This is a genomic window from Bradyrhizobium sp. 62B (assembly GCF_030272265.2).
Lineage (GTDB): Bacteria > Pseudomonadota > Alphaproteobacteria > Rhizobiales > Xanthobacteraceae > Bradyrhizobium.
The window spans coordinates 5042116-5064962 of the sequence record NZ_CP092841.2; the positions used below are offsets into that span (position 1 = coordinate 5042116).

A 22847-nucleotide genomic window follows, 5' to 3' on the forward strand; every position below is an offset into this window, starting at 1 on the left:
GACAGTGTCGCTGGCGCACGGCGAATCGCCCGTTGTCGTCGAGCATGACGCCATGCGGCAGCTTCAATTGACATGAACGCCGCCAGCGCTACGCTTGCAAAGAACAATAACAAGGCAGGGAATCGCCGTGATACGAGCCATCGCGCCTTGAGCACAGCCGCACGACCTTCCGCGCTGGCGCCATTCCGCATCCGCAACTATCGCTTTCAGTGGCCGTCCGATCTGCTCACCTCCTGGGCGTTCGAGGTGGAGACGCTGGTGCTCGGCTGGTACATTTTGGTCGAGACCGGCTCGGTGCTGCTGCTCACCGTGCTTGCTTCGCTCCAGTTCGTCGGGACGTTGGTCGCGCCGGTGTTCGGCATGATCGGCGATCGCATGGGCCATCGCGATCTCCTGGTCGTGATGCGTCTTGCTTATACGGTGCTGTCGTCGACCATCATGGTTCTGGCGCTGACCGGTCATCTGTCGCCGCTGAGTGTCATGATCATCGTCGCGATCATGGGCCTGATTCGTCCCTCCGATCTCGGCGTCAGGGGCGCGCTGCTCGCCGAGATCATGCCGGCCGAGCAATTGGTGGGCGCCATCAGCGTGGCGCGCACCACGCAGGACAGCGCGCGCATCGCCGGCGCGTTGACCGGCGCCGGCTTGTTCGCCGTCCTCGGCATCGGCCTCGTCTATGTGGCGATCGCCTGCCTCTACTTCGTGGCCGCGCTTCTCATGCTCTGCCTGACCCGTCCCAAGAGGACCGTCATCACGAGCGATCTTCCGGCAAACAGTCATGCAGTGTCGCGACTATTGGGCGACCTCAAGGAAGGCATCGTCTACGCCTGGAATGGCCCGGGAATGCGTGCGGCGCTGTGCGTCGCCTTCCTGGCCAATCTCACCGCATTTCCCTTCACTGGCGGACTGTTGCCCTACATCGCCCGCGAGATCTTTCACACCGACCAGACCGGCCTTGGTTACCTCTCGGCGAGCTTCGCTGTTGGCTCGCTGATCGGCTCCATCACGCTCAGCCTCGTCAGCGGAGTGCGCATTGCCCGGCTTCTGATCGGCGCGACACTGGCCTGGTACGCCATGCTGCTGGTGTTCGTCGAAATCAGGACCATGCCGGTGGCGATGGCCTGCCTCGTACTCGCCGGTATCGCCCAGAGCATGTCGATGATATCGGCCGCCGTGATCCTGATGCGGACGGCCAGCGCGCATCTGCGCGGCCGTGTGATGGGCGTGCGCATGATGGTGATCTACGGCCTGCCGATCGGATTGCTCGCGGCCGGCAGCCTGATCGACGTCATCGGCTATTCCGCGACCGGTTCACTCTATGCCGCCGCGGGCTTCATCGCGATGCTGGCGATCGCGATCCGCTGGCGCGCCGATCTGTGGCCGGTGCACGCGCCCGCCAATGCGCGATGAACCGCCTTAGTCCCCGTATCCGCGCAGCCGCTCGACATCGAGGATGGTCACGCCGCCATATTCGAGCCGCAGCAGCCCCTCCTTCTCCAGCCGGTTCAGCGCGCGGTTGGCGTTCTGGCGCGACATGCCGGAGAGCGCACCGATCTCCTCCTGGGTGATCTCCAGATGGGCGGTCGATTCCGGATAGAGGATCGGGTTGAACAGCGAGGCGATGCTGCGGGCAAGGCGTGCGGTGGCATCCAGCGTGCGATTGACCTCGAGCATGCCGATGAACTGGCCGAGCCGTTCGTTGAGCTGGCGCACCAGAAAGCGGTTGAAGCCGACGCTGTTCTCGAACAGCCACATGAAGGCGCTGCGTTCCATCAACGCGACGCGGCTGTCGCGCAGCGCGACCACGTCATAGCGGCGCGGCTCGTTCTTCAGCACGCTGCCTTCGCCGAACCAGGCCCCTGCCGTCAGCCCGGCGAGGCTGGTCTCCTTGCCGTCCCGCGAGACCCCGCCCATGCGGGCAAGGCCGCCCACCATGCCGGCCCAATAGGCAAAGATATCGCCGCGCATGAACACGGTCTCGCCGGTGCCGTAGGACCGCTCCGTGATTCCGGCACGCGCGACCTCGATCTCCGCTTGCGTGAGCTCGCGCGACCACGCGGCGACGCGCTTCAGATGATCTTCTGAAATCATGATCTTGCGGCCAGCCGCACCGTTTCGTCACTCCACCTTCTGTTGCATTGCAACATGATTATTGCGACCGCCATCCGACGAAAGATGAAGGCCGCGGCCACCCGGCAAACTTTGTCGCAGAATTGTCAGCCGGGAGACATTTCAAAATAGCGCTTTCCCCTATTGAGGACCACCTCGGGAGATGCGGCTTTCGATCCCAGCGGGAACGAGAGTGGCGCGGCTCCGGTCGAGACCATCTGCTGCATGGCCTCACCGGCACCACCGTACTAGGATCGCCCGACGGAACGGACGAAGAGCGCCGCTAAAAACGCGCCATCACCGGGAGGGTTTCGTTTGGTGGCTACCAGTCTCGAAGTGCGCGGCGTGTCCTTGCGATTCGGCGGCGTCCGTGCGCTGACCGATGTCAGTTTCGCCATCAAGGACGGCGAGCTGTTCTCGATCATCGGGCCCAACGGCGCCGGCAAGACCTCGATCGTGAACTGTATTTCCGGTCGCTACAAGCCGACCGAAGGCCAGCTCTTCTATGGGGATCGCGACATCACCGGCCTGACGCCGAATGCGCGGGCCTCGCTCGGGATCGGCCGCACCTTCCAGAATCTGGCGCTGTTCCACCACATGAGCGTGCTCGACAACATCATGGTCGGCCGCCATCACCTCCTCAAAAACAACTTCCTCACCGGCTCGCTGTACTGGCTCACCGGCGCGCGCAAGGAGGAGCTCGAGCACCGCCGCAAGGTCGAGGAGATCATCGACTTCCTCGATCTCCAGTCGGTGCGGAAGGCGCAAGCCGGCACCCTCTCCTACGGCCTGCGCAAGCGCGTGGAGCTCGCCCGCGCCATGGCGCTGGAGCCGCGCCTCATTCTCCTCGACGAGCCGATGGCCGGCATGAACTTCGAGGAGAAGGAGGACATGGCCCGCTACATCGTCGATCTCAACGAGGAGTTCGGGATGACGGTGGTGATGATCGAGCACGACATGGGCGTGGTGATGGACATCTCCCATCGCGTCATGGTGCTGGATTTCGGCAAGAAGATCGCCGAGGGCGACCCGGCGGCGGTGCTCGCCGATCCCCACGTCAGGCGCGCTTATCTCGGCGAGGAAGACGAGGTGCTGGTCGATCCCGACGACGAGCCCGCAGCTCCGGAGTGCGCGGCATGATGGATTACGCAGGCCGCGTCGCCCAGGCCGACACCTATCCGAAGATACTCCGGCTCAACGCCAAGGAGCACGGCAACGAGATCGCATTGCGCGAGAAGGATCTCGGGCTCTGGCGGTTGTTCACCTGGAACGACTATCAGGCCCGCGTCCGCGACTTCGCGCTCGGTCTCGTCGAAATGGGCCTTGGCCGCGGCGACGTCGTCGGCATCATCGGCGACAACCGGCCGGACTGGGTCGCGGCGGAAGTGGCGACGCACGCCATCGGCGGCCTCAGCCTCGGGCTTTATTGCGACGTGCTCGACGAGGAGGCCTCCTATCTCCTCAACTATGGCGAGGCGCAGCTGGTCTTCGCCGAGGACGAGGAGCAGGTCGACAAGCTGCTCACCCTCGCCGAGCGCGCGCCGAAGCTGAAGCACATCATCTATTCCGATCCGCGCGGCATGCGGAAATACGACGATCCCAGGCTGATGTCGGCGGAGACATTTGCCGAGCTCGGCCGCGCCCGTGCGGCGCGCGAGCCCGAACTTTACGACAGACTGGTCGATGCCACCAAGGGCGAGGACGTCGCGATCCTCTGCACCACGTCGGGCACCACGTCTCATCCCAAGCTCGCGATGCTCGCCGCCGGCCGCGTGCTCGGTCACTGCGCGACCTACCTCGCCTTCGACCCCAAGGGCCCGGACGACGAATACGTCTCGGTGCTGCCGCTGCCGTGGATCATGGAGCAGGTCTACGTGCTCGGCAAAGGCTTGCTCTGCCGGATGAAGATCAACTTCGTCGAAGAGCCCGACACGATGATGAACGATCTGCGCGAGATCGCGCCGACATTCGTGCTTTTTGCGCCCAGGGTCTGGGAATCCATCGCCGCCGACGTCAGGGCGAAGGTGATGGACGCCACGCCTCTCAAGCAGCGCCTGTTCGACGTTGGGATGAAATCGGGCCTTGCCGCGCTCGAACAGGGCAAGCGTTCGGGCCTTGCCGACGCGATCCTGTTCCGCGCGCTGCGCGATCGCCTCGGCTTCACCCGCCTGCGCTCGGCCGCGACCGGCGGCGCGGCGCTCGGCCCCGAGACCTTCAAGTTCTTCCAGGCCATGGGCGTGCCGCTGCGTACGCTGTACGGCCAGACCGAGCTGCTTGGAGCCTACACGCTGCATCCCGAGGGCAAGGTCGATCCTGACACGACCGGCGTGCCGATGGCCGACAATGTCGAGATCCGCATCGACAATCCCGACGTCCACGGCGTCGGCGAGATCGTGGTGCGGCATCCCAACATGTTCCTCGGCTACTACAAGAATCCCGAGGCGAGCGTCGCCGACATCAGGGACGGCTGGATGTTGTCGGGCGATGCCGGCTATTTCAACGCCAACCAGCAACTCGTCGTCATCGACCGCATCAAGGATCTCGCCGAGACCTCGCGCGGCGAGCGCTTCTCGCCGCAATTCATCGAGAACAAGCTGAAATTCTCGCCCTATATCGCCGAAGCCGTGGTGCTGGGCGCCGGCCGTGACGCGCTCGCGGCGATGATCTGCATTCGCTACTCCATCATCTCGAAATGGGCGGAGAAGAACCGCCTTTCCTTCACCACCTACAGCGACCTCGCCTCGCGGCCCGAGGTCTATGCGCTGCTTCGCAAGGAGGTCGAGACCGTCAATGCCACGCTGCCGCCCGCGCAGCGCATCTCGCGCTTCCTCTTGCTCTACAAGGAACTCGATGCCGACGACGGCGAGCTCACCCGCACGCGAAAGGTGCGCCGCAGCGTCATCAACGAGAAATACGCCGGGATCATCGACGCCATCTACCGCGGCGATGCCGACATCCCCGTCGACACCGTGATCCGCTTCCAGGACGGCACCACCCAGCGGGTGCGCACCACGCTGCGCGTGGTGGATCTGGGGATGCACGGGCATATGGCGGAGGCGGCGGAGTGAAGCACCTTCCGACCAAGCGCACGATGCCGACCGATGCGCTCTCTCCCCTTGTGGGAGAGGGCATCTCCGCAGCCAACGACACTCTCGGTCGGGTGAGGGCTTCTCTCTCCGCACCGTTACCGCCGAGACAGCCCCTCACCCGTCTTCGCTTCGCGAAGCGACCCTCTCCCACAGGGGGACAGGACAAGAGCGCGCCGGACTCGTCATCGAGCATCATCACATGAACACCGCCTTCCTCATCCAGCTCCTGGTCAACGGCCTCGTGGTCGGCACGCTCTACGGCGTGGTCGCGATGTCGTTCGTGCTGATCTACAAGGCGACCCAGGTCGTCAACTTCGCGCAAGGCGAGCTGCTGCTGGTCGGGGCCTGGGTGTGCTGGGCGCTGCTTGCGAAATACCAGGTGCCGTTCTGGATCGGCATGCCGATGACGCTGGTGTTCATGTTCGTGTTCGGCATCGCGGTCCAGGTGCTCATCCTGCGGCCGATGATCGGCGAGCCCATCATTTCCGTCATCATGGTGACGATCGGCCTCTCCACCGTGCTGCAGGCGACGCTGAAATGGATGTTCGGCGTCAATCCGCAGCCGTTCCCGCGCGTATTCGAGAGCCAGTCGGTCAGCCTGTTGGGCTTACAGATCCAGACCGTCTACGTCATGAGCCTCGTGGTGTCGGTCGCCATGATGGTCGGCATGGCCTGGTTCTTCCGTGCGTCCAAATACGGTCTTGCGATGCGCGCCACGGCGTTCAACCAGCAGGTCGCGCAATCGCTCGGCATTTCCGTCAAGAGCGTGTTCGCGATGGCCTGGGCGATCTCGGCGACGGTCTCGGCGGTCGCGGGCGTCGTCGTCGCAGTCGTGAACGGCGTGTCGTCGGGCCTTGCCGCCTATGGCATCAAGGTATTTCCGGCGGCAATCCTCGGCGGGCTCGACTCCGTCGGCGGCGCCGTGCTCGGCGGCATCATCATCGGCCTGCTCGAGAACGTCGCGCAATATGTCGACAGCGAGTATCTGCACTGGGGCAATCTCTACGAGATCGCGCCGTTCTACGTCCTCATCATCGTGCTGATGATCAAGCCCTACGGGCTGTTCGGCACCCACGACATCGAGCGGATCTGACCCATGGCCGGCCCTGCTCTCATTCCTGCTGGTGACTTCCGCACCTCTTACGCGGCGGACACCACGATCTTCCCGACCACCACCAGCCGCAACTTCGCCATCGCGGGCGTAGCGCTGCTGTGCCTCGCGCCGCAATTCTTCAGCGGCTACTGGCTGAGCATCCTGATCCAGATCGGCATCTTCTCGATCGCCGCGCTCGGCCTCAATATCCTCGTCGGCTTCACCGGCCAGATCTCGATCGGGCACGCCGCGTTCTTCCTGCTCGGCGCTTTCACCTCGGCCTACATCTCCAACAATGCGCCGATCCCCGTATTCTTCGCGATCCCGCTCGCGGGCGTCGTCACCGCGCTGGTCGGCCTGATCTTCGGCATCCCGGCGGCGCGGCTGAAGGGGCTGTACCTCGTCATCGCGACGCTGGCCGCACAATACATCCTGCTCGACTTCTTCTCCCGCGCCGAGTGGTTCACGGGCGGCTCAGTGCCGGCGAGCGCCAATCCGTTCTCGATCTTCGGCTACACGCTGCGCGGCGATAAGCAATATTTCTATGTCGTGCTGGCCTATGTGGTTGCGAGCTACATCCTCGTCACAAACCTGATGCGCACGCGTGACGGCCGCGCGCTGGTGGCGATCCGTGACCATTATCTCTCCGCCGAGATCATGGGCATCAACCTGACGAAGTACCGCACGCTGTCGTTCGGGCTCGCCGCCTTCTTCGCCGGCATCGCCGGTGCGCTCTACGCGCACTACCAGCTCGTGGTGTCGCAGGAAGGTTTCGGCATCGAGCGCTCGATCCTGTTCCTGGCCATGATCATCATCGGCGGCACCGGCTCCGTCATGGGCACGCTGATGGGCACCGCCTTCGTGGTGCTGCTGCCGGAATCCATGGAATTCATCAGCCTGTATTTGAAGGGCGGCGCGATCGACAAGGCGCTGTCGCTCAACACCAACATCACCTTCCTGCGCGAGATCGCGATCGGGGTGATCATCATCGCGTTCCTGATGTTCGAGCCTGACGGGCTCGCGCATCGCTGGCGACAGGTCAAGGCGTATTGGAAACTCTACCCGTTCTCGCATTGAGCGCGGGCAACTTCACTTAAACAATAAACAGGAGGAAACCCATGACGATGAAGTCCCTTTTGAGCACCGCATCGCTCGCGCTCGCGATCGCCGCATTTTCGGCCGGCGCGCAGGCGCAGATCGCGATCGGACACCTCGCCGACTATTCCGGCGGCACCTCCGACGTCGGCACGCCCTACGGCCAGGCCGTTGCCGACACCTTCGCCTGGGTCAACAAGAACGGCGGCGTCGGCGGCAAGCAGCTCAACGTCGACACCAACGACTATGGCTACCAGGTGCCGCGCGCAATCGCACTCTACAAGAAGTGGTCGGCGCCGGACAGCAAGGTCGCCGCGATCATGGGCTGGGGCACCGCCGACACCGAGGCGCTGACCGGCTTCCTCGCCCAGGACAAGATCCCCGACATGTCCGGCTCCTATGCCGCAGCACTCACCGATCCCGAAGGCGTCAGCGGCAAGGCCAAGCCCGCGCCCTACAATTTCTTCTATGGCCCGAGCTATTCGGACTCGCTGCGCGCCATGATGATGTGGGCGGCGGAGGACTGGAAGGCCAAGGGCAAGGGCGGCAAGCCGAAATTCGTGCACATGGGCGCCAACCACCCCTATCCGAACGCGCCGAAGGCTGCCGGCGAAGCCATGGCGCAAGAGCTCGGCTTCGAGGTGCTGCCGCCGCTGGTGTTCGCGCTCACACCGGGTGACTACAGCGCGCAATGCCTGAGCCTGAAATCCTCCGGCGCCAACTACGCCTATCTCGGCAACACCGCGGCTTCCAACATCTCCGTCCTGAAGGCCTGCAAGACGGCCGGCGTCGAGATCCAGTTCCTCGGCAATGTCTGGGGCATGGATGAGAACGCTGCCAAGACGGCCGGCGATGCCGCCAACGGCGTGATCTTCCCCTTGCGCACGGCGGTGAGCTGGGGCGGCGATGCGCCCGGCATGAAGACGGTCATGGAAATCTCGAAGATGTCCGACGCCAGCGGCAAGGTCTATCGTCCCGTCCACTACATCGCGGCCGTCTGCTCCGCGCTGTACATGAAGGAGGCGATCGACTGGGCTGCCAAGAATGGCGGCGCCACCGGCGACAACGTCGCCAAGGGCTTCTACCAGAAGAAGGATTGGGTGCCGGCCGGGATGGACGGCGTCTGCAATCCCTCGACCTGGACCGACAAGGACCATCGCGGCACGCTGAAGGTCGATCTCTATCGCACCAAGATCTCGGGCGCGACCGACGGCGACCTCAACGACCTCATGGCCAAGGGCACGATCAAGCTCGAGAAGGTCAAGACCGTCGAGCTGCCGCGCAAGCCGGAGCTGCTGGGCTGGTGAGCGCAAACTCGGACGTCATGGCCGGGCTTGTCCCGGCCATCCACGCTGACCTCACGGCACGAAGTACGTGGATGCCCGGGACAAGCCCGGGCATGACGACCGTAGCAATCTGGTAGACACACCAATGACCGACACCCTCGACGCATCCCGCACCAAGCCGGCCGCAGTGCCGCCCGCCGCCCTCCTCGCCGTGCGCAACATCGAGGTCGTCTATGACGACGTCATCCTGGTGCTGCGCGGCCTCAGCCTCGACGTTCCCAAGGGCGCGATCGTGGCGCTGCTGGGCGCCAACGGCGCCGGCAAGTCGACGACGCTGAAGGCGATCTCCGGGCTGCTCAAGACCGAGGACGGCGAGGTCACCCGAGGAGAGATCCTGTTCGAAAACGAGCGCATCAACGGCATCGACCCCGACAAGATCGTCCGCCGCGGCATCTTCCAGGTGATGGAGGGCCGACGCATCGTCGCCGACATGACGTCGCTGGAGAACCTCAAGCTCGGCGCCTTCACCCGCAGGGACCGCGAGGTCGATTCCGATCTCGACATGGTCTTCAACTATTTCCCACGCCTGAAGGAGCGCACCGGCCTCGCCGGCTATCTCTCCGGCGGCGAGCAGCAGATGCTGGCGATCGGCCGTGCGCTGATGGCGCGCCCGAAAATGATCCTGATGGACGAGCCCTCGATGGGTCTGTCGCCGCTGCTGGTGAAAGAGGTGTTCTCGATCATCAAGAAGATCAACCGCGACCTCGGCGTCACCATCCTCCTCGTGGAGCAGAACGCACGCGCCGCGCTGTCAGTGGCAAGCCACGGCTACATCATGGAGCAGGGCAAGGTCGTGCTCGACGGCACCGCCGACGAATTGCGCGATAACGAGGACGTCAAGGAATTCTATCTCGGCGGTGCCGGCGACCAGCGCAAGAGCTTCAAGAACCTCAAGAGCTTCAAGCGGCGCAAGCGCTGGCTTTAACCCTCGAGCACCTGCTCCGCTTCCGTGACCGCGCAGAGAACATGATAGAACGACGACGCAGGAATGGTGTCGATCAGCGATTTGCCGTCGCGGTCGAACTGGTCGTACCAGCCGCCCCTCACGGGATGGCTGAGATAATGCCGTTCGAGCCGCACCAGCGCCGCGCGCGCTTCATCCGCCGCGCCGGCCTCGCCGGATTCGGCCTGCGCGATCCAGGCTTTCGCGATCTCGGTCTGCGGCCACAGCCGGCGCGTGCTGCGGCGAATGTTGCCGATATCGTCCCCCTCGTCGATCATGCAGCCCGTGGCCTCGTCGCGATAGCGCATCGCGGTCGCGAGGAGCTCGGCGCGCCGCTGCCCGGTCGGGCAGCCCGTGATGCGTTCGAAGCCCTTCAGCAGCCAGACCCATTCGGCCTGGTGGCCCGGCTCGACGCTGACCGGCTCGATCTTCGACCAGTCCTCCTCGAAATACTCCGTCAGGATGCGCTTCTGCTTGTCGTAGAGATTGGCCAGGAACAACGCGAAGAATTCGCCGGCTCGGTTCTGGAACGACAGATCGTGGGTCGCGTCGAAACAAGCGATCATCGCCTCGAACAGATGCATGTGCGAGTTCTGCCGTCGCGGCAACGAGACCGGAAGGCCTTCGTGCACGCCGCCATGCGGCGAACGGAGATGGCCGTCGAGGAAAGCGAGCAGCGCGTCGATCTCGGCTCGAACCTGCGCGTCCCGGTCGAGCGCGTAGACGGTCGCGAGAGCAAACAGGATGAAAGCGTGATCATAGGCGTCGCGCCGGCCGTCCAGCACCGTCCCCTCCGGCGTCAGCCGGTGCACGAAGCCCGGCCGGCCGTCGGGCGCTTTGGCTTTGGCCAGCAGATGTTCCAGTCCCTTCAGCGCGATGGCGCGCCCCTCGGGATACCAGCCCAGCTGCGCCGCCTTGGCGTAGCAATAGATCTGGCGGGCCTGCACGAACACGCGCCGCGGCGCAGCCGCATCCGCGATACCGTCCGGGTGCAGCCGGTCGATGAAGCCGCCCGTGGCCCGATCCCAGCCGACCGTCGACCACAGCGGCAGCGCCTCGTCGATCATGCGGCCCTTCAGGCGCACGACGACATCCGCAGCCTCATCCGCCGCAATGCTTCCCTTGTCCGCCATCGGGTCCTCTCTCGGCCTCACCAATGGCGGTCTGATACCCATGCCGGTGGCGGCGCGCAACGGATGCCAACACGGAAAGAACAACCATGACCGCCCATTACGACGCCCGCGAGACGCGCGAGCCGGCAGCTCGCGAGGCCGATCTGTTCTCCCGCCTGCCGGAGGTCCTGCGAGCCGCGATGGCCGCCCCGGCTTACGCCGAGCGGCTGAGAGGTCTTGATCCCGCCGCCGTGACCTCCAGAGCGGCTCTGGCGGCCCTGCCTGTGTTGCGCAAGTCGGAACTGCCCGCCCTGCACAAGGCCTCTGCGCCCTTCGGGGGCTTCGTGACGGCGGCCCCCGGCTCATTCGCCCGCCTCTTCACCTCGCCCGGCCCGATCTTCGAGCCGGAGGGGCGGCAGGCCGACCCCTGGCGCGGCGCGAGAGCCCTGTTCGCGGCCGGGTTCCGGCCCGATGACATCGTCCTCAACACCTTCAGTTACCATCTCACCCCCGGCGGCTTCATCTTCGACGCATCGGCGCGTGCGCTCGGCTGCGCCGTGATTCCCGCAGGCCCCGGTAATACCGAGCAGCAGTTCGAGCTGATCGAGGCCTACCGCCCGGTTGGCTACAGCGGCACGCCGGACTTTCTGAAGATCTTGCTCGATGCCGCAGAGAGTTCGGGCCGCGACGTCTCCTCGATCAAGCGGGCGCTGGTTTCGGGTGCAGCGTTCCCGCCCTCGCTCCAGGCTGAGATCAAGGCGCGCGGCATCGACGCCTACCAGGCCTTTGGCACCGCCGATCTCGGCCTCATTGCGTTCGAGACCGGGGCGCGCGAGGGCATGGTCGTGAACGAGGACCTGATCATGGAGATCGTCAAGCCCGGCACCGGGGATCCCGTGGCGCCCGGCGACGTCGGCGAGATCGTGGTGACCTCGCTCGACCCGCATCATCCCTGGATCCGCCTTGCGCTCGGCGACCTCACCGCCGCTCTGCCAGGTCCAAGCCGATGCGGGCGCACCAATATGCGCATCAAGGGCTGGATGGGCCGCGCCGACCAGACCACCAAGGTCAAGGGCATGTTCGTCCGTCCCGAGCAGGTCGCCGAGATCGGCAAGCGTCATTCCTCGCTTGGAAGACTGCGCCTCGTCGTCACACGAGAGGGCGCGACCGACGCGATGACGTTGCGAGCGGAAACGGCGAGCGCGAGCGAAGCGCTGCGCGAAGAGATCGCTGGCACCTTGCGCGCCGTGACGAAGCTCGGTGGCGCCGTCGAATTGGTCGGCCCCGGCGCGCTGCCGAATGACGGCAAGTTAATCGCGGACGAGCGCTGACTATGGCCTTGATCCCGCAACAGCATATTCACCAAACCGAGACTCATTCCGGTGCGACCTATGTCAGTTCAGCGGTCGGGCCGTCGGCCGTTGCAGACCTTCGGTCCTGCCTCATTGTGCCGGCTCGATGCGATCTTATCGAAGAGTTTAAGGCCTATTGTGCGGCGGCATTCATCTGTTAAATGGGTGATCCCCGTCTCAAGGCAGTCGCGTTCAATAGTATGATCAGGTATAAGCAGTATCACATCCAGCGAGTCGAGCACGGCCATGGGCGCTGGACGGCCCGTATCACACGGGCCGACGGCCAGAACGTCCGCACTATCCTTCCGGCTTCCGAACATACCTATCTTGATACGAAGCCAACCATGTCCGCCGAAGAGGCCGAGGAGTTCGCCAAGGAAGGCATCGACTTCGGCGGGATCGTCTAGCTAGGCCTCGCCGCCAACTGCTTATCTTTGCACGCCTTACCACCAGAAGCCGGCACAGCGCGCCGCAAGATCGTTCAACCGTCGTCGCGGCAAGTCTCCCGCGATTGCCGCGGCGGAGGAACTTGGCAGAACTAGGCGTTCACGAGCAGCGCCAATCAAACGGAAACACGGGTAGTTCCGGAGGGACCTCCTAGGGTAGCTGCAAAATTCCGTCGAGCTTAGCTGCTTCTATAAAGTCAGATAGCACCATCCGACAATGCCTTATGATCTCGATTGCGCCGATTGGCAACACAACTCAAGGTCGCAAATACCTCCTGTGCCTGTGAGCCTGCCGGTACCCCGCGTCTCTGCGAGACGACATCGGTCAACGAGAGGCTCCATGAGACCGAGCCGTCAGCAACGGAGTGAGAAACGTGCGGAGGTTGGTCCCATCAAACAGATAGGCCGCGATGCCAGCCGCCTGCGCTGCAGAAAGGTCGCTCTGCTTGTCTCCCACCATGAAACTGGCATCAATTTCGACTGAGTACCGCTCAAGCAGAGCTGTTATCATGCCCGGTTGCGGCTTGCGGCAGTTGCAGAGGACACGGTAATGCTCGATCAGGCCATCTGGGTGATGCGGGCAGAATTCGAACGCATCGATGTGCGCACCAACAACAGCGAGTTCGCGCGACATCCATTCGTGCAGATTGCGAACGTGCCGCTCCTCGAAAAACCCCCTCGCGATTCCTGATTGGTTGGTTACCACAAACGCAAAATAACCGGCATCATTGACTGCTTTTACGGCCTGCTTTGCCCCTTGCACCCACCGGATCTTGGCCGGATCAAAAGCGTAGCCGTTGTCCTCATTGAGGACGCCATCACGATCAAAGAAAACTGCCGGACGCATTAAAGCTCGCTGATGTGAATTGAAGGTGCACCGGCGATATTCCATTAATCAATTTCCATTTTCAAGATGTGCATTGGCGGCCCTTGGACGATGGAAATCGTCGGCCCTTCTCGCGCCCGGTCCAGCAATTCAGATATACCTCAAGTGGGGTGCGCTGCTCCAACGTGCCTGAAGCGCCCGCGGCTTGTCGCAGGGTGCAGAATCGAAGTCACATTGAGAACGCTGTCGGTTTCCGCTGGTGCACGCCATGCAGAGGCGACAGAATCGGTCTCGAGCAATTATCTCTCGCTTCGAAGGAGAAGCCGTGAAGCTCTTTCTCCGGGGACGATGATCGCATCCCGGTCGCACGAAAGATGCCGTGCAAAAGGCCAGCTTTGAAGGTTCCATCCCCGCTGTGGTCAAAACTCACGTTTTCGTCTATTGCAAAATTCGGTTGTTGTATCGGGATTGACACATTTTCGGCTGCGGCGGTTTAGTTGCACTTATTGACATTTCCCAATTCCCGCTCGGGGAGTCCTTTTCATGGCCAACACTGCGCCCCTCACTACGATTGCAGACCACAGCTTGCTGCATGATCAGTGGCAACGCTTAGTCCCCTGGATCACATACACAGATGCCGACCGCAATGCTGCTGCTAAGTATTAATTCTGGGACGGTGGAACAGCAAATACGAGTGCTTATTTTTGGACACCAGACAATTCGCATTGGGCGGCCAACACGACCATCGAAGTGGCCGCAGCTAACGTTTCTGACGCTTGGGTGCACGCCGGCTCGAGTGGGGGCTCTGAGACGTTATGGGTCAGGGCTTATGACGGCGCCGCTTGGAGCAATTGGGACTGATTTACGCTCACCACCGTTCCGAATACGCCTCCGGTCGTAACAGTCAATGACCAGGTATTGCACGTAGACCGCTGGGCCCAAGTATCCAATTGGATCAACTATTCCGATGCCAATGGGGACATCGCGACAAAGTACCAGTTTTGGGATGGCGGCGCCGCGGCAACCAGTGCTTTCTTTTGGACCCCCACAACTCTCATTGGGCAGCAAACACAACGATCGAGGTGTCAGCTGCCGATCTCTCAAGCGTTTGGGTCAAAGGTGGCAGCGCAACTGGAAGCGAAACATCATGGGTGCGAGCGTTTGACGGATCACATTGGGGTAATTGGTATTCGTTCAACGTGAACTCAACCAATACGTCGCCCGTTACAACAATTAGCGACCATTCAGCTCCTCACATTGATCAATGGTTGAAGATCGATAGCTGGCTCACATCCACAGATGCAGACGGCGATGCAATCACGGCGTATCAATTTTGGGACAGCGGAGCGTCGGCAACAAGCGGGTATTTTTGGGACTCAACCGAATTCTCATTGGTCGGCAAATACGCTGATCGATGTTTCCGCCTCCGACGCTAACAACGTGTGGATGCGCGGCGGCGCCACAGTAGGCTCGGAAACCCTTTGGGTCCGTGCGTTCGACGGCTACTCATGGGGGCTTGGGATACGTTCACTTGACAACCACGGCGAACACGCCGCCAGTTGCCGCCATCGGCGATCAAAGTCTTCACGTCAATCAGTGGGCTAAGCCCCAGAGTTGGCTGAGCACCACCGATGCAGAAGGCGATGCGATCACCAATTACCAGTTTTGGGTCGGCGGCACCGGAGCAACGGGCTCCTACTTCTGATCTCCGAATAATTCTCATTGGACAGTACCACAATCGACGTTACAGGGTCTGAGCTCTCGGACTTCCGGGTTCGGGCTGGCTCATCCACTGGCGGCGAGACGATGTACGTAAGGGCCTTCGATGGCGCCGCTTGGAGCAGTTGGGACAGTTTCACATTCAACTCGACAAACGCGGCTCCAATGGTAACCATAAACGACCACAGCTTGACTGCCAATCAGTGGGCACAAGTCGTAAATTGGACGTCCGTGTCTGACGCCGACAGCAACGCGATAGCGAATTTCAATTTTGGGACGGTAACGCCGCCGCCAACAGTGGATATTTCTGGACACCGGAAAACTCGCACTGGGCTGCCAGCACCGCGATCGACGTCAACGCCTCTGAACTCAACGACGTATGGGTCCGCGCAGGGACGACGTCAGGTTCTGAAACCATGTTCGTTCGAGGGTTCGATGGCACGGATTGGAGTGCTTGGCACTCGTTTTCCATTGTCGTTTGATGCGGTGTTCAACATCCGTGGCCACTAGGCTGCCTTCGCAGATGGATGTGATGACAGCGTCGGCGGCACGATCTGAGTCGCGATTTTGGCCGACATTTGGTGCCTTATTTACTTCGTCACTTAGCGACCATTGGCGAGTCGCTATGACTGCCAGCAGCTTTAGGAGGATAAAGCCCTGTAGATCGCGTTCAAATCCGCCAACTTGCGACGATGCTAGCGCAACCGGTCAACTGGGTCTTTCGTGCAGGGACCGGTAGCTCATGGTCTCTGACTTACCATCGATGAGTGAGCCGTTCCAAGATAGACGCCGAGCGCTTTTTTGAGAATCTGGTTTGCCGGACGAATTTTGTAAATCCGAATGAAAGCAGCGGAAGGCGACAATCCCACAAGCTTGCGACCTGCCTCAAATATCCGCATCGGCCTCCCGAAAGTACGCATAACGGTATCCGGCTTCGTCATCGGTGATATGCCATCCGTCCCGCTCCTGTCTGCCTGAGAGCTTTATTTCCCCGGAGCACAACATTCCAGCGCCGCTTCTCTCGATCAGGATCGAGTATGTATCGATCTTCGCGCCCATAAAGAGTACGAACCATCGCAGGAGCCGGTAGGCCATTTCGTCGACCACTGTCGAGACTCGAAGCTGGAAAGTGCTCGGCCGGGAGCCAAGCTCGCTCAGTTGCGTAATGTCGATGACAGACATTGCCTCCTCCCAACAACGAATCATGCTCCCAAAGTCTGTCGCCATTCATCTAATATATGGTTAACGCTACCTTGCGGTCGTGCAAATCGACGCTTGACGAAGCGAAGGAGCTGATCGGCTGCTTGAGGCTGCCCTGCGAGATCGGCTGACGACCCAAAGGTGAGCCGAACGAAACTTAGCATCGCGAAGGTTGTGAAAAACGTTATGCGCGTCTGTACTTCGAGCACCTAGATATCTGTAGATCATCGTTTACCGGAGAACAGGCACCCTCGCCATGCCGCCGCAAAAGCGCGCGTCGAGGCGGCTTATGGCCTGCGCCCGCGCCCCTCCAAGCCGGCCTCAGGACGCAGAACTGATCAACGTCAAAATCCATTCGGCGACTCGGCGCTCTGGCTTTGACCAATATTGGAGACCGAAGAGCGGGGTTGCTCTTCGGCTCGAATAGATCCGATTGACGATCGTACTGGTCATATCGTTGGTCTGGAAGGGCCCGGCAAGGTGCCTTGCCAAACTCGGCGGAGCTTCGCGATAAGTTCTTCCGAAACGGATGGAGCATTCTTGACGACCTCGGCCGTTACGGCTGTAAATCATCACTCTGCGACCGTGCATATTGGGCAACCGACCGTGCCACACCTCCCCGTTCGGAAAGAAATACAAGTCGCCTTGCTTTCCAAATGCACCCGTAACGTTGGCGAAGGATTTGGCGCGGGAGAATGTTGTTTAAGATGTTCCAACGCAGGAAAAAGTTCAATCCGCTGCGTGAGGGGTCTTTTGCCAATCGAAAAGGGGTTTCAAACAGAGTACCCCACCGCGAGTCAATCGTGGATGTGTGCGTTCCGGGCACCAACGCCGTCGCCGCATTCTCTCCGGGTTCGACGTCTGTCAGCATGATGCATAGGTTCATCGCGTACGGACCATCACGACGATGTTCATGAGCCGGCGGCGGATCGATCTCGCCTGTCATGTAACGGATGTTGCAACTCCAATCCTGAAATCAGAGCAGCTCCAAGCTGTCACAGCGCTTCTCACGCGAGGGTGCGTGAGCATTTCGGTTGTCCACATCCAGCGCCAAGTGGCTTGGCTTGGTCAAAATTGTAGCGCCAATGGGACCATTAGATCGGTAAGCTTCGGTCAGACCATGAGCGGAGCGAGACGTCACATCCTGCTCGAATAACGCTGCCAGCTCCTGTCGCGCTCGCTCCACCTGCTTAGCCGGGAGGACGCCATCCAACATGACAAAGCCATCGCGCTCAAGCCGAGCAATATCGTTTAGAGTCTGTTCCACCATCATCCCCCACCTCGGCATAGGCCGCCGAAACTATCATAGTTACCAAATGCAGACCGTTGTAATCGCGCACCCATCGATGGCGGTCTCGCGACGTGAACCGGCGGCCATTCGTCAAGTCATTCTTGGTGCGAGGGGTCGCGCCAGCTCTCACGCTTGCGGGGCAACTCGTCATCGGTGACGACCCTTGTCCTCCCAGAGTGTGGCGCAATTGCCCGCGGATAGCGCGGCCGCTATCCGCGACGCCACGTTTACCTATGAAAACCCAGTGGTATGGGCATAGGCAGATTTCACGAGCCAATACCAAGCCGGCCCCGCCGGGGCATGAAGCGCAGAGCGACCTCCTCTCCCGTCTCGATGGATTCATAAAGCGCCGAGATAAGCTCAAGGCTTTTCCGACCTTCAAGCCCATCGACGAGGGCTGCGTGGCGATTAGCAAGGCACTCGACGACGTGCTGATAGTAGGCTTGATGGCCAAAGCCGTAGACGTTCGGTGGGTTCACCGAAAACTTCTCTTTAACCTCATTGTCGGAAGGCATCTCATTCGTGAAGCGCCAGTGACGAATCTGATTCATCGCAAAGCCACCGACTTCGACGACTCCCCCTTCGCCCATAATCGAAAGCGAGCCTTCGAGGTCAACCGGACGCGCTGCCGTTGTCGCCTCGATTATGCCCAAGGCGCCGCATCGGAACTTCAGGGTCGCAACCGCAGTATCCTCCGTCTCCGTGTTCACCAGTGCCGTTATACTTCGGGCGTGAACACTGACGACATCACCGAAGAACCACTCCAGCATGTCGATGTGATGACTGGCTTGGTTGGTGAGCACGCCACCATCATATGCCCAAGTGCCGCGCCAGGCATCCTGATCATAGTAGGCTTGGTCCCGGCACCAACGCACCCTTACGGTGCCCAGCACAAGCTTTCCGAACCGACCGGCATTAAGGGCTTCGTGCGCCTTCATGATCGGGACGTTGAACCTGTTTTGCTTGACGACAAAAAGCTTCACCCCGGCCTCGTCGCAGGCGCGGATCATGTCGTCGGCATCCTGAAGACGCAGGGCCATCGGCTTCTCCACGACCACATGTTTTCCAGCGCGCGCACACGCGATGGCATGTTGAGGATGCAGGCCGCTCGGGGTTAGTACCGTAACGGCGTCTATGTCCCCGCGAGACAACAGCTGGTCGGGATCGTAATGAGCCGAAACACCAAATTTGGCGGCAATCGCGTCAGCACGCGCGCGTTCCGTGTCACACACAGCCACCAGCTTGGCGCCTGCAATTTGATTACTGCCAAGCAGGTCGGAATGACGCTTTGCAATGCGTCCACATCCCAGCAGGCCAAACCTGATCACGGCAATCTCCCCCGGAATCGTGATCCAAAGGGATCACCCTGGGCACTCTATCCGTCAAAGGCGCGTGGAATCAAGAATTTGAAAAATCGTCAAAAGACAATCCGACGACCTTGGATGTATCAAGTCCTGCACAATTTCCACCAGATTTGTTTGACCATCGTCTGCGGTCCTGAGGTAGCGGGCTCGGCGTCCGCCGCGTATCTCCGAGCTCGCTCCTGCAAGAAGCGCAGCCACCAGGTCGTCAGGCCGCGGTCGACCCGAATTCCGGCACCGCATCTTTCAGGATGGTCCTGATGGTGGCACGGTCCTCGCGCGCGACGGCCTGCTCCAGCGCGGTGATCCATTTGCGCAGCGTCTGCATCGGTGGTTCGTTCGGCTGCGCGGCCATGATGCCGGCAACGCCGATCTCGCGGGTCGGCTCCTCGGAGGCGAACAGGATCTCGTGCAGCCGTTCACCCGGCCGCATGCCCGTGAACACGATCTCGATGTCATAGCCGGGCTGCAGGCCCGAGAGACGGATCATGCGCTCGGCGAGATCGACGATCTTCACCGGCTGACCCATGTTGAGCACATAGACCGCAACGTCGGGACGCTGCGTGCCGAGCGCGTGCGTGGCCGCGGTGATGACGAGATCGCAGGCCTCGCGGATGGTCATGAAGTAGCGGACCATGTCGGGATGCGTCACCGTCACGGGGCCGCCGGCCTCGATCTGGGCCTTGAACTTCGGCACCACCGAGCCGTTCGACGCCAGCACGTTGCCGAACCGGACCGAGATCAATCGCATCGGTGGCCTGGCACCGCCGCTGGCCGCTGCGATGTCGTGATCGAGCGCCTGGCAGTACATCTCGGCGAAACGCTTGGTCAGGCCGAGCATCGACACCGGCTCGATCGCCTTGTCGGTCGAGATCATCACCATGGCTTCGGCGCCGGCACTGTGCGCGGCATCGGCGACATTGATCGAGCCGAAGATGTTGGTCTTGACGCCCTCGCTCCAGTCGCGCTCGAGGATCGGCACATGCTTGAGCGCGGCGGCATGGAACACGATATCGGGCTTGAACTCCGCCATCAGGCGCATGATGCGATCGCGATCCCGAATGTCGGCGATCCGCCCCTCGATCTCGGCAACCGCACCCCGGGCGGCGAGCGCTTCCGTGATCGCATAGAGCGCCGGCTCCGAGTTTTCGACGATCAGGAGCCGCGCGGCGCCGAAGGCGACGACGCGCTCGCAGATCTCCGAACCGATCGAGCCGCCGCCGCCGGTGACGATCACCGCCTTGCCGTTGATCAGGGCCTCCAGGCGGGCATAGTCGATCGTCTCGCTCGGCCGCAGCAGGAGATCCTCGACCGCGACAGCCGTGAGCCGCGGCGTGTCGCCGCTCTCGAGCGAAGGCATCCGGTTGACGATCACACCCAGCTTGCGCGCCCGCATCAGGATCGATTCCGGATGCGCCTCCGGCTCGAACGCCGACGGCGTCATCACGAGGCGCGCGATCGGCTTGTTGCGCTTGGCGAAGTCCGCAATGACGTCCTCGATATCGTCGATGCCGCCCAGCACCGGCAGATTGCGGATGAACTGGCCCCGGTCCGAAAGCGACGGCGACAAGACGCCGACCGGCCAGATGCGCTTGATCGCCCCGCTCTCGATGCCGCGCAGCAGCACCTCCGCATCCGCGGCGCGGCCGATCAGCAGCGTCGGCGCGGCCTCATCGGTCCGCGCATGACGCCGCACCCGCGTATAGCGGAAATAGCGATAGGCCATGCGCAGCGCGCTGAGGAAGGAGATCTCCAGGAACCAGTAGAGGACGATCGTCACCTTGCCGAGGAAGAAGGCGCCGCGAACGTTGGGGGCAACAAAGATGTAGTCGAGGACGAGCAGGGCAACCGTCAGCACGGTCGCAGCGCGAATGATATTCAGCGCGTCGGGCAGCGAGATGAAGCGCCATTTCGTCGTGGTCAGGTTCAAGACGAAGAACACGACCACGCTGAAGGCCAGAAAATAGGGCAGGATCTGGAACAGCAGCGGCAAACGGTCGAAGAAGCCGTCGCCCCCTTCGAATCGCACGTAAAAGGCGGCGAAGAGCGCTGCCGTGGTCGCCAGCAAATCGTGGAGCGCGATCAGGAAATTGCGCAAAGTGAGATGCGAAAGACGCGTCATCCGCCGACCGATGAAAACCCAGTTAGATGCAACCTGCTTGCGCTGATAGCCTATCTGGATCAGACTTGCCAGCCGCGCGGCCGGTCAGGAACCGCTTCCCCCATCTTCGCCTCGCCCCGTTCGGCCCGGATCACCATGCCGCCGGCAACGCCCTGCAACGCACAAAATTTGATCGACCACCGAAGCTCAGTGGCAACTACTGAAGACTGTCCGCCTCTGCCAACACCGCAGAGAAGGGGACGCAAAATGACAGACGAAACGCCGCTTACACTAAACGCCTGCCGATCTTCAACACTGCATCGGCGACTCTATCGACTTGTTGCATAGTGAGGTTGGAGCCCGATGGAAGGCAAATTCCACGCTCGAAGACGTCATCCGAAACAGAACTATTGCCATGGCGGAAAAAATCACAAGATGCGAAGACCGGTTGAAGATGCATCGGCTTCCAAATTGGACGCGCCTCGATAAATTCATCTGACAAATGCTGAACGAGCGACTGGCCAGTTATCCGAGAGCCGGGGGCCAAGCATGCTGCCGAAATCCAATGTGTGGAAAAACTCCATTCGGGCTCAGGCATGAGTTCAATCCAGCTTTCATTCGCAAATGCCTCGCTATACCGCCGAAAGATGTTGCGACGTGCCTGGACGCGCTCACCGAGAACCTTGAGCTGCCCTCGTCCGACACCGGCAAGAATATTGCTCATCCTATAATTGTAGCCGATTACGCTATGCTGATAGTGGAGAGCGGGATCGCGGGCCTGCGTCGCAAGAAAACGAGCCCGGTCAGCCAACTTCTTTTCGGAAGTAACCAGCATGCCTCCGCCAGAGGTCGTAATGATCTTGTTGCCGTTGAACGAATAGATCCCCAGTCGTCCAAAAGTTCCTGAATGCCTGTCCCGATATTTCGCACCAAGCGACTCCGCCGCATCCTCCACCATCGGCACACCATACTTGTCGCAGAGCGCCATTAACGGCTCCATATCTGCGCTCTGACCGTACAGATTGACCACAATGACAGCCTTCGGCAGCCGACCATTCTTGCGCGCGCTCTCCAGCGCCCGTTCAAGCGCGATCGGCGACATATTCCAACTGTTTGGTTCGGAGTCGATCAACACCGGCTCGGCGTTCTGATAGACGATCGGATTTACGCTCGCTGCAAAAGTCAGCGAAGAGCAGAAGACACAATCGCCTGCACCGACGCCCAGGAGCACAAGGGACAGATGGATCGCGGCGGTACCAGAGCTCAAGGCAACGGCGCTGTTCGCTCCGACCAGTCCCGCAAGCTCCGTCTCAAAGGCATCGACGTTCGGCCCCAGAGGCGCAATCCAATTGGTCCGGAACGCCTCTTCCACATAGTTTCTCTCGGTATCTCCCATGTGCGGTGTTGACAGCAGTATCTGCTCGTCGATGCCTCGGCGCTCGATGAGATCGACGACCCGACCTGAAGCGTCGACCACGGGAAGATGGTCGATGGTGTGCTTCTGCATCAATTCGAGCGCATCTCGTCGGGTCCGGTTTTCTGAAACTACTACGGACTGCCGCGCCGAGATGCTTGCGAGCGTCTGGTCGAGCGACGCGCCCTCGAGCAGGAGCCTGCGCAGATCCCCATCGGTCACCGTCCGCTCGAATTTGCGGTCATCCTCGATCAATAGCAGCACGCCGAGACCGCTACGATCGAGCATATCGAGCGCATCGCGCAGGGTGGACTGGCGTGTAATGCAAATTCCCGAAATATCCATGCGAC

General features: G+C 61.5%; 18 protein-coding genes. 10 read left to right on the top strand and 8 right to left on the bottom strand.

The genetic code is table 11. The annotated features are described in order from the left end of the window. The first annotated feature begins 147 nt into the window (after positions 1-147). A complete protein-coding gene (locus tag ML401_RS24025) occupies positions 148-1410 on the top strand; it encodes an MFS transporter (RefSeq protein ID WP_211419818.1) in 1263 nt (420 codons plus the stop codon). Between the two features lie 6 nt (positions 1411-1416). On the opposite strand, the gene ML401_RS24030 is transcribed toward ML401_RS24025, so the two are convergent. Beyond that, complete coding sequence (locus ML401_RS24030) at positions 1417-2091, bottom strand: Crp/Fnr family transcriptional regulator (protein ID WP_194403349.1); 675 nt, start codon at positions 2089-2091, stop codon at positions 1417-1419. 336 nt (positions 2092-2427) lie between these two features. On the opposite strand from ML401_RS24030, the gene ML401_RS24035 reads away from it, so the two are divergent. The 6 genes from ML401_RS24035 (at position 2428) to ML401_RS24060 (ending at position 9657) form a co-directional block, all read left to right on the top strand. Then, complete coding sequence (locus tag ML401_RS24035; protein ID WP_194403350.1) at positions 2428-3249, top strand: ABC transporter ATP-binding protein; 822 nt, start codon at positions 2428-2430, stop codon at positions 3247-3249. Continuing rightward, the gene (locus ML401_RS24040) at positions 3246-5177 is read left to right on the top strand and encodes a long-chain fatty acid--CoA ligase (protein WP_285807130.1); all 1932 of its coding nucleotides are present in this window, start codon (positions 3246-3248) and stop codon (positions 5175-5177) included. The genes ML401_RS24035 and ML401_RS24040 overlap by 4 nt, the downstream gene beginning before the upstream one ends. A gap of 220 nt (positions 5178-5397) precedes the next feature. After that, a complete protein-coding gene (locus ML401_RS24045; protein ID WP_194403352.1) occupies positions 5398-6291 on the top strand; it encodes a branched-chain amino acid ABC transporter permease in 894 nt (297 codons plus the stop codon). A gap of 3 nt (positions 6292-6294) precedes the next feature. Beyond that, positions 6295-7368, top strand: coding sequence for a branched-chain amino acid ABC transporter permease (locus ML401_RS24050; protein WP_194403353.1), 1074 nt, complete (start codon positions 6295-6297; stop codon positions 7366-7368). A 41-nt stretch (positions 7369-7409) separates the two neighbouring features. Next, on the top strand, positions 7410-8693 hold the full coding sequence (locus tag ML401_RS24055) for an ABC transporter substrate-binding protein (RefSeq protein ID WP_259214424.1): 1284 nt from the start codon (positions 7410-7412) through the stop codon (positions 8691-8693). A 124-nt stretch (positions 8694-8817) separates the two neighbouring features. After that, complete coding sequence (locus tag ML401_RS24060) at positions 8818-9657, top strand: ABC transporter ATP-binding protein (RefSeq protein WP_285807131.1); 840 nt, start codon at positions 8818-8820, stop codon at positions 9655-9657. On the opposite strand, the gene ML401_RS24065 is transcribed toward ML401_RS24060, so the two are convergent. Then, on the bottom strand, positions 9654-10808 hold the full coding sequence (locus tag ML401_RS24065) for an AGE family epimerase/isomerase (RefSeq protein ID WP_285807132.1): 1155 nt from the start codon (positions 10806-10808) through the stop codon (positions 9654-9656). The genes ML401_RS24060 and ML401_RS24065 overlap by 4 nt on opposite strands. Before the next feature lie 86 nt (positions 10809-10894). On the opposite strand from ML401_RS24065, the gene ML401_RS24070 reads away from it, so the two are divergent. Further along, entirely contained in the window at positions 10895-12118 is a 1224-nt protein-coding gene (locus ML401_RS24070) for a phenylacetate--CoA ligase family protein (protein ID WP_285807133.1), read from the top strand. A 221-nt stretch (positions 12119-12339) separates the two neighbouring features. Further along, a complete protein-coding gene (locus ML401_RS24075; protein WP_285807134.1) occupies positions 12340-12546 on the top strand; it encodes a hypothetical protein in 207 nt (68 codons plus the stop codon). Between the two features lie 364 nt (positions 12547-12910). Here the strand turns inward: ML401_RS24075 and ML401_RS24080 are convergent, their stop codons facing one another. Then, a complete protein-coding gene (locus ML401_RS24080) occupies positions 12911-13477 on the bottom strand; it encodes an HAD family hydrolase (RefSeq protein WP_285807135.1) in 567 nt (188 codons plus the stop codon). A gap of 1465 nt (positions 13478-14942) precedes the next feature. Between ML401_RS24080 and ML401_RS24085 the strand changes: the two genes are divergently transcribed. Then, the gene (locus tag ML401_RS24085) at positions 14943-15116 is read left to right on the top strand and encodes a hypothetical protein (protein ID WP_285807136.1); all 174 of its coding nucleotides are present in this window, start codon (positions 14943-14945) and stop codon (positions 15114-15116) included. Between the two features lie 899 nt (positions 15117-16015). On the opposite strand, the gene ML401_RS24090 is transcribed toward ML401_RS24085, so the two are convergent. From ML401_RS24090 to ML401_RS24110, 5 genes are all read right to left on the bottom strand, one after another. After that, positions 16016-16312: a hypothetical protein gene (locus tag ML401_RS24090; RefSeq protein ID WP_285807137.1), complete on the bottom strand. Its 297-nt coding sequence runs from the start codon at positions 16310-16312 to the stop codon at positions 16016-16018. A 994-nt stretch (positions 16313-17306) separates the two neighbouring features. Next, positions 17307-17603 (bottom strand): hypothetical protein, encoded by a 297-nt coding sequence (locus ML401_RS24095; protein WP_285807138.1) that lies wholly within the window; start codon positions 17601-17603, stop codon positions 17307-17309. A 284-nt stretch (positions 17604-17887) separates the two neighbouring features. Next, entirely contained in the window at positions 17888-18949 is a 1062-nt protein-coding gene (locus ML401_RS24100; protein ID WP_285807139.1) for a Gfo/Idh/MocA family protein, read from the bottom strand. A gap of 241 nt (positions 18950-19190) precedes the next feature. After that, on the bottom strand, positions 19191-21104 hold the full coding sequence (locus ML401_RS24105; RefSeq protein WP_194403322.1) for a nucleoside-diphosphate sugar epimerase/dehydratase: 1914 nt from the start codon (positions 21102-21104) through the stop codon (positions 19191-19193). Between the two features lie 265 nt (positions 21105-21369). Continuing rightward, complete coding sequence (locus ML401_RS24110) at positions 21370-22842, bottom strand: aminotransferase class I/II-fold pyridoxal phosphate-dependent enzyme (RefSeq protein WP_285807140.1); 1473 nt, start codon at positions 22840-22842, stop codon at positions 21370-21372. Positions 22843-22847 lie beyond the last annotated feature (5 nt).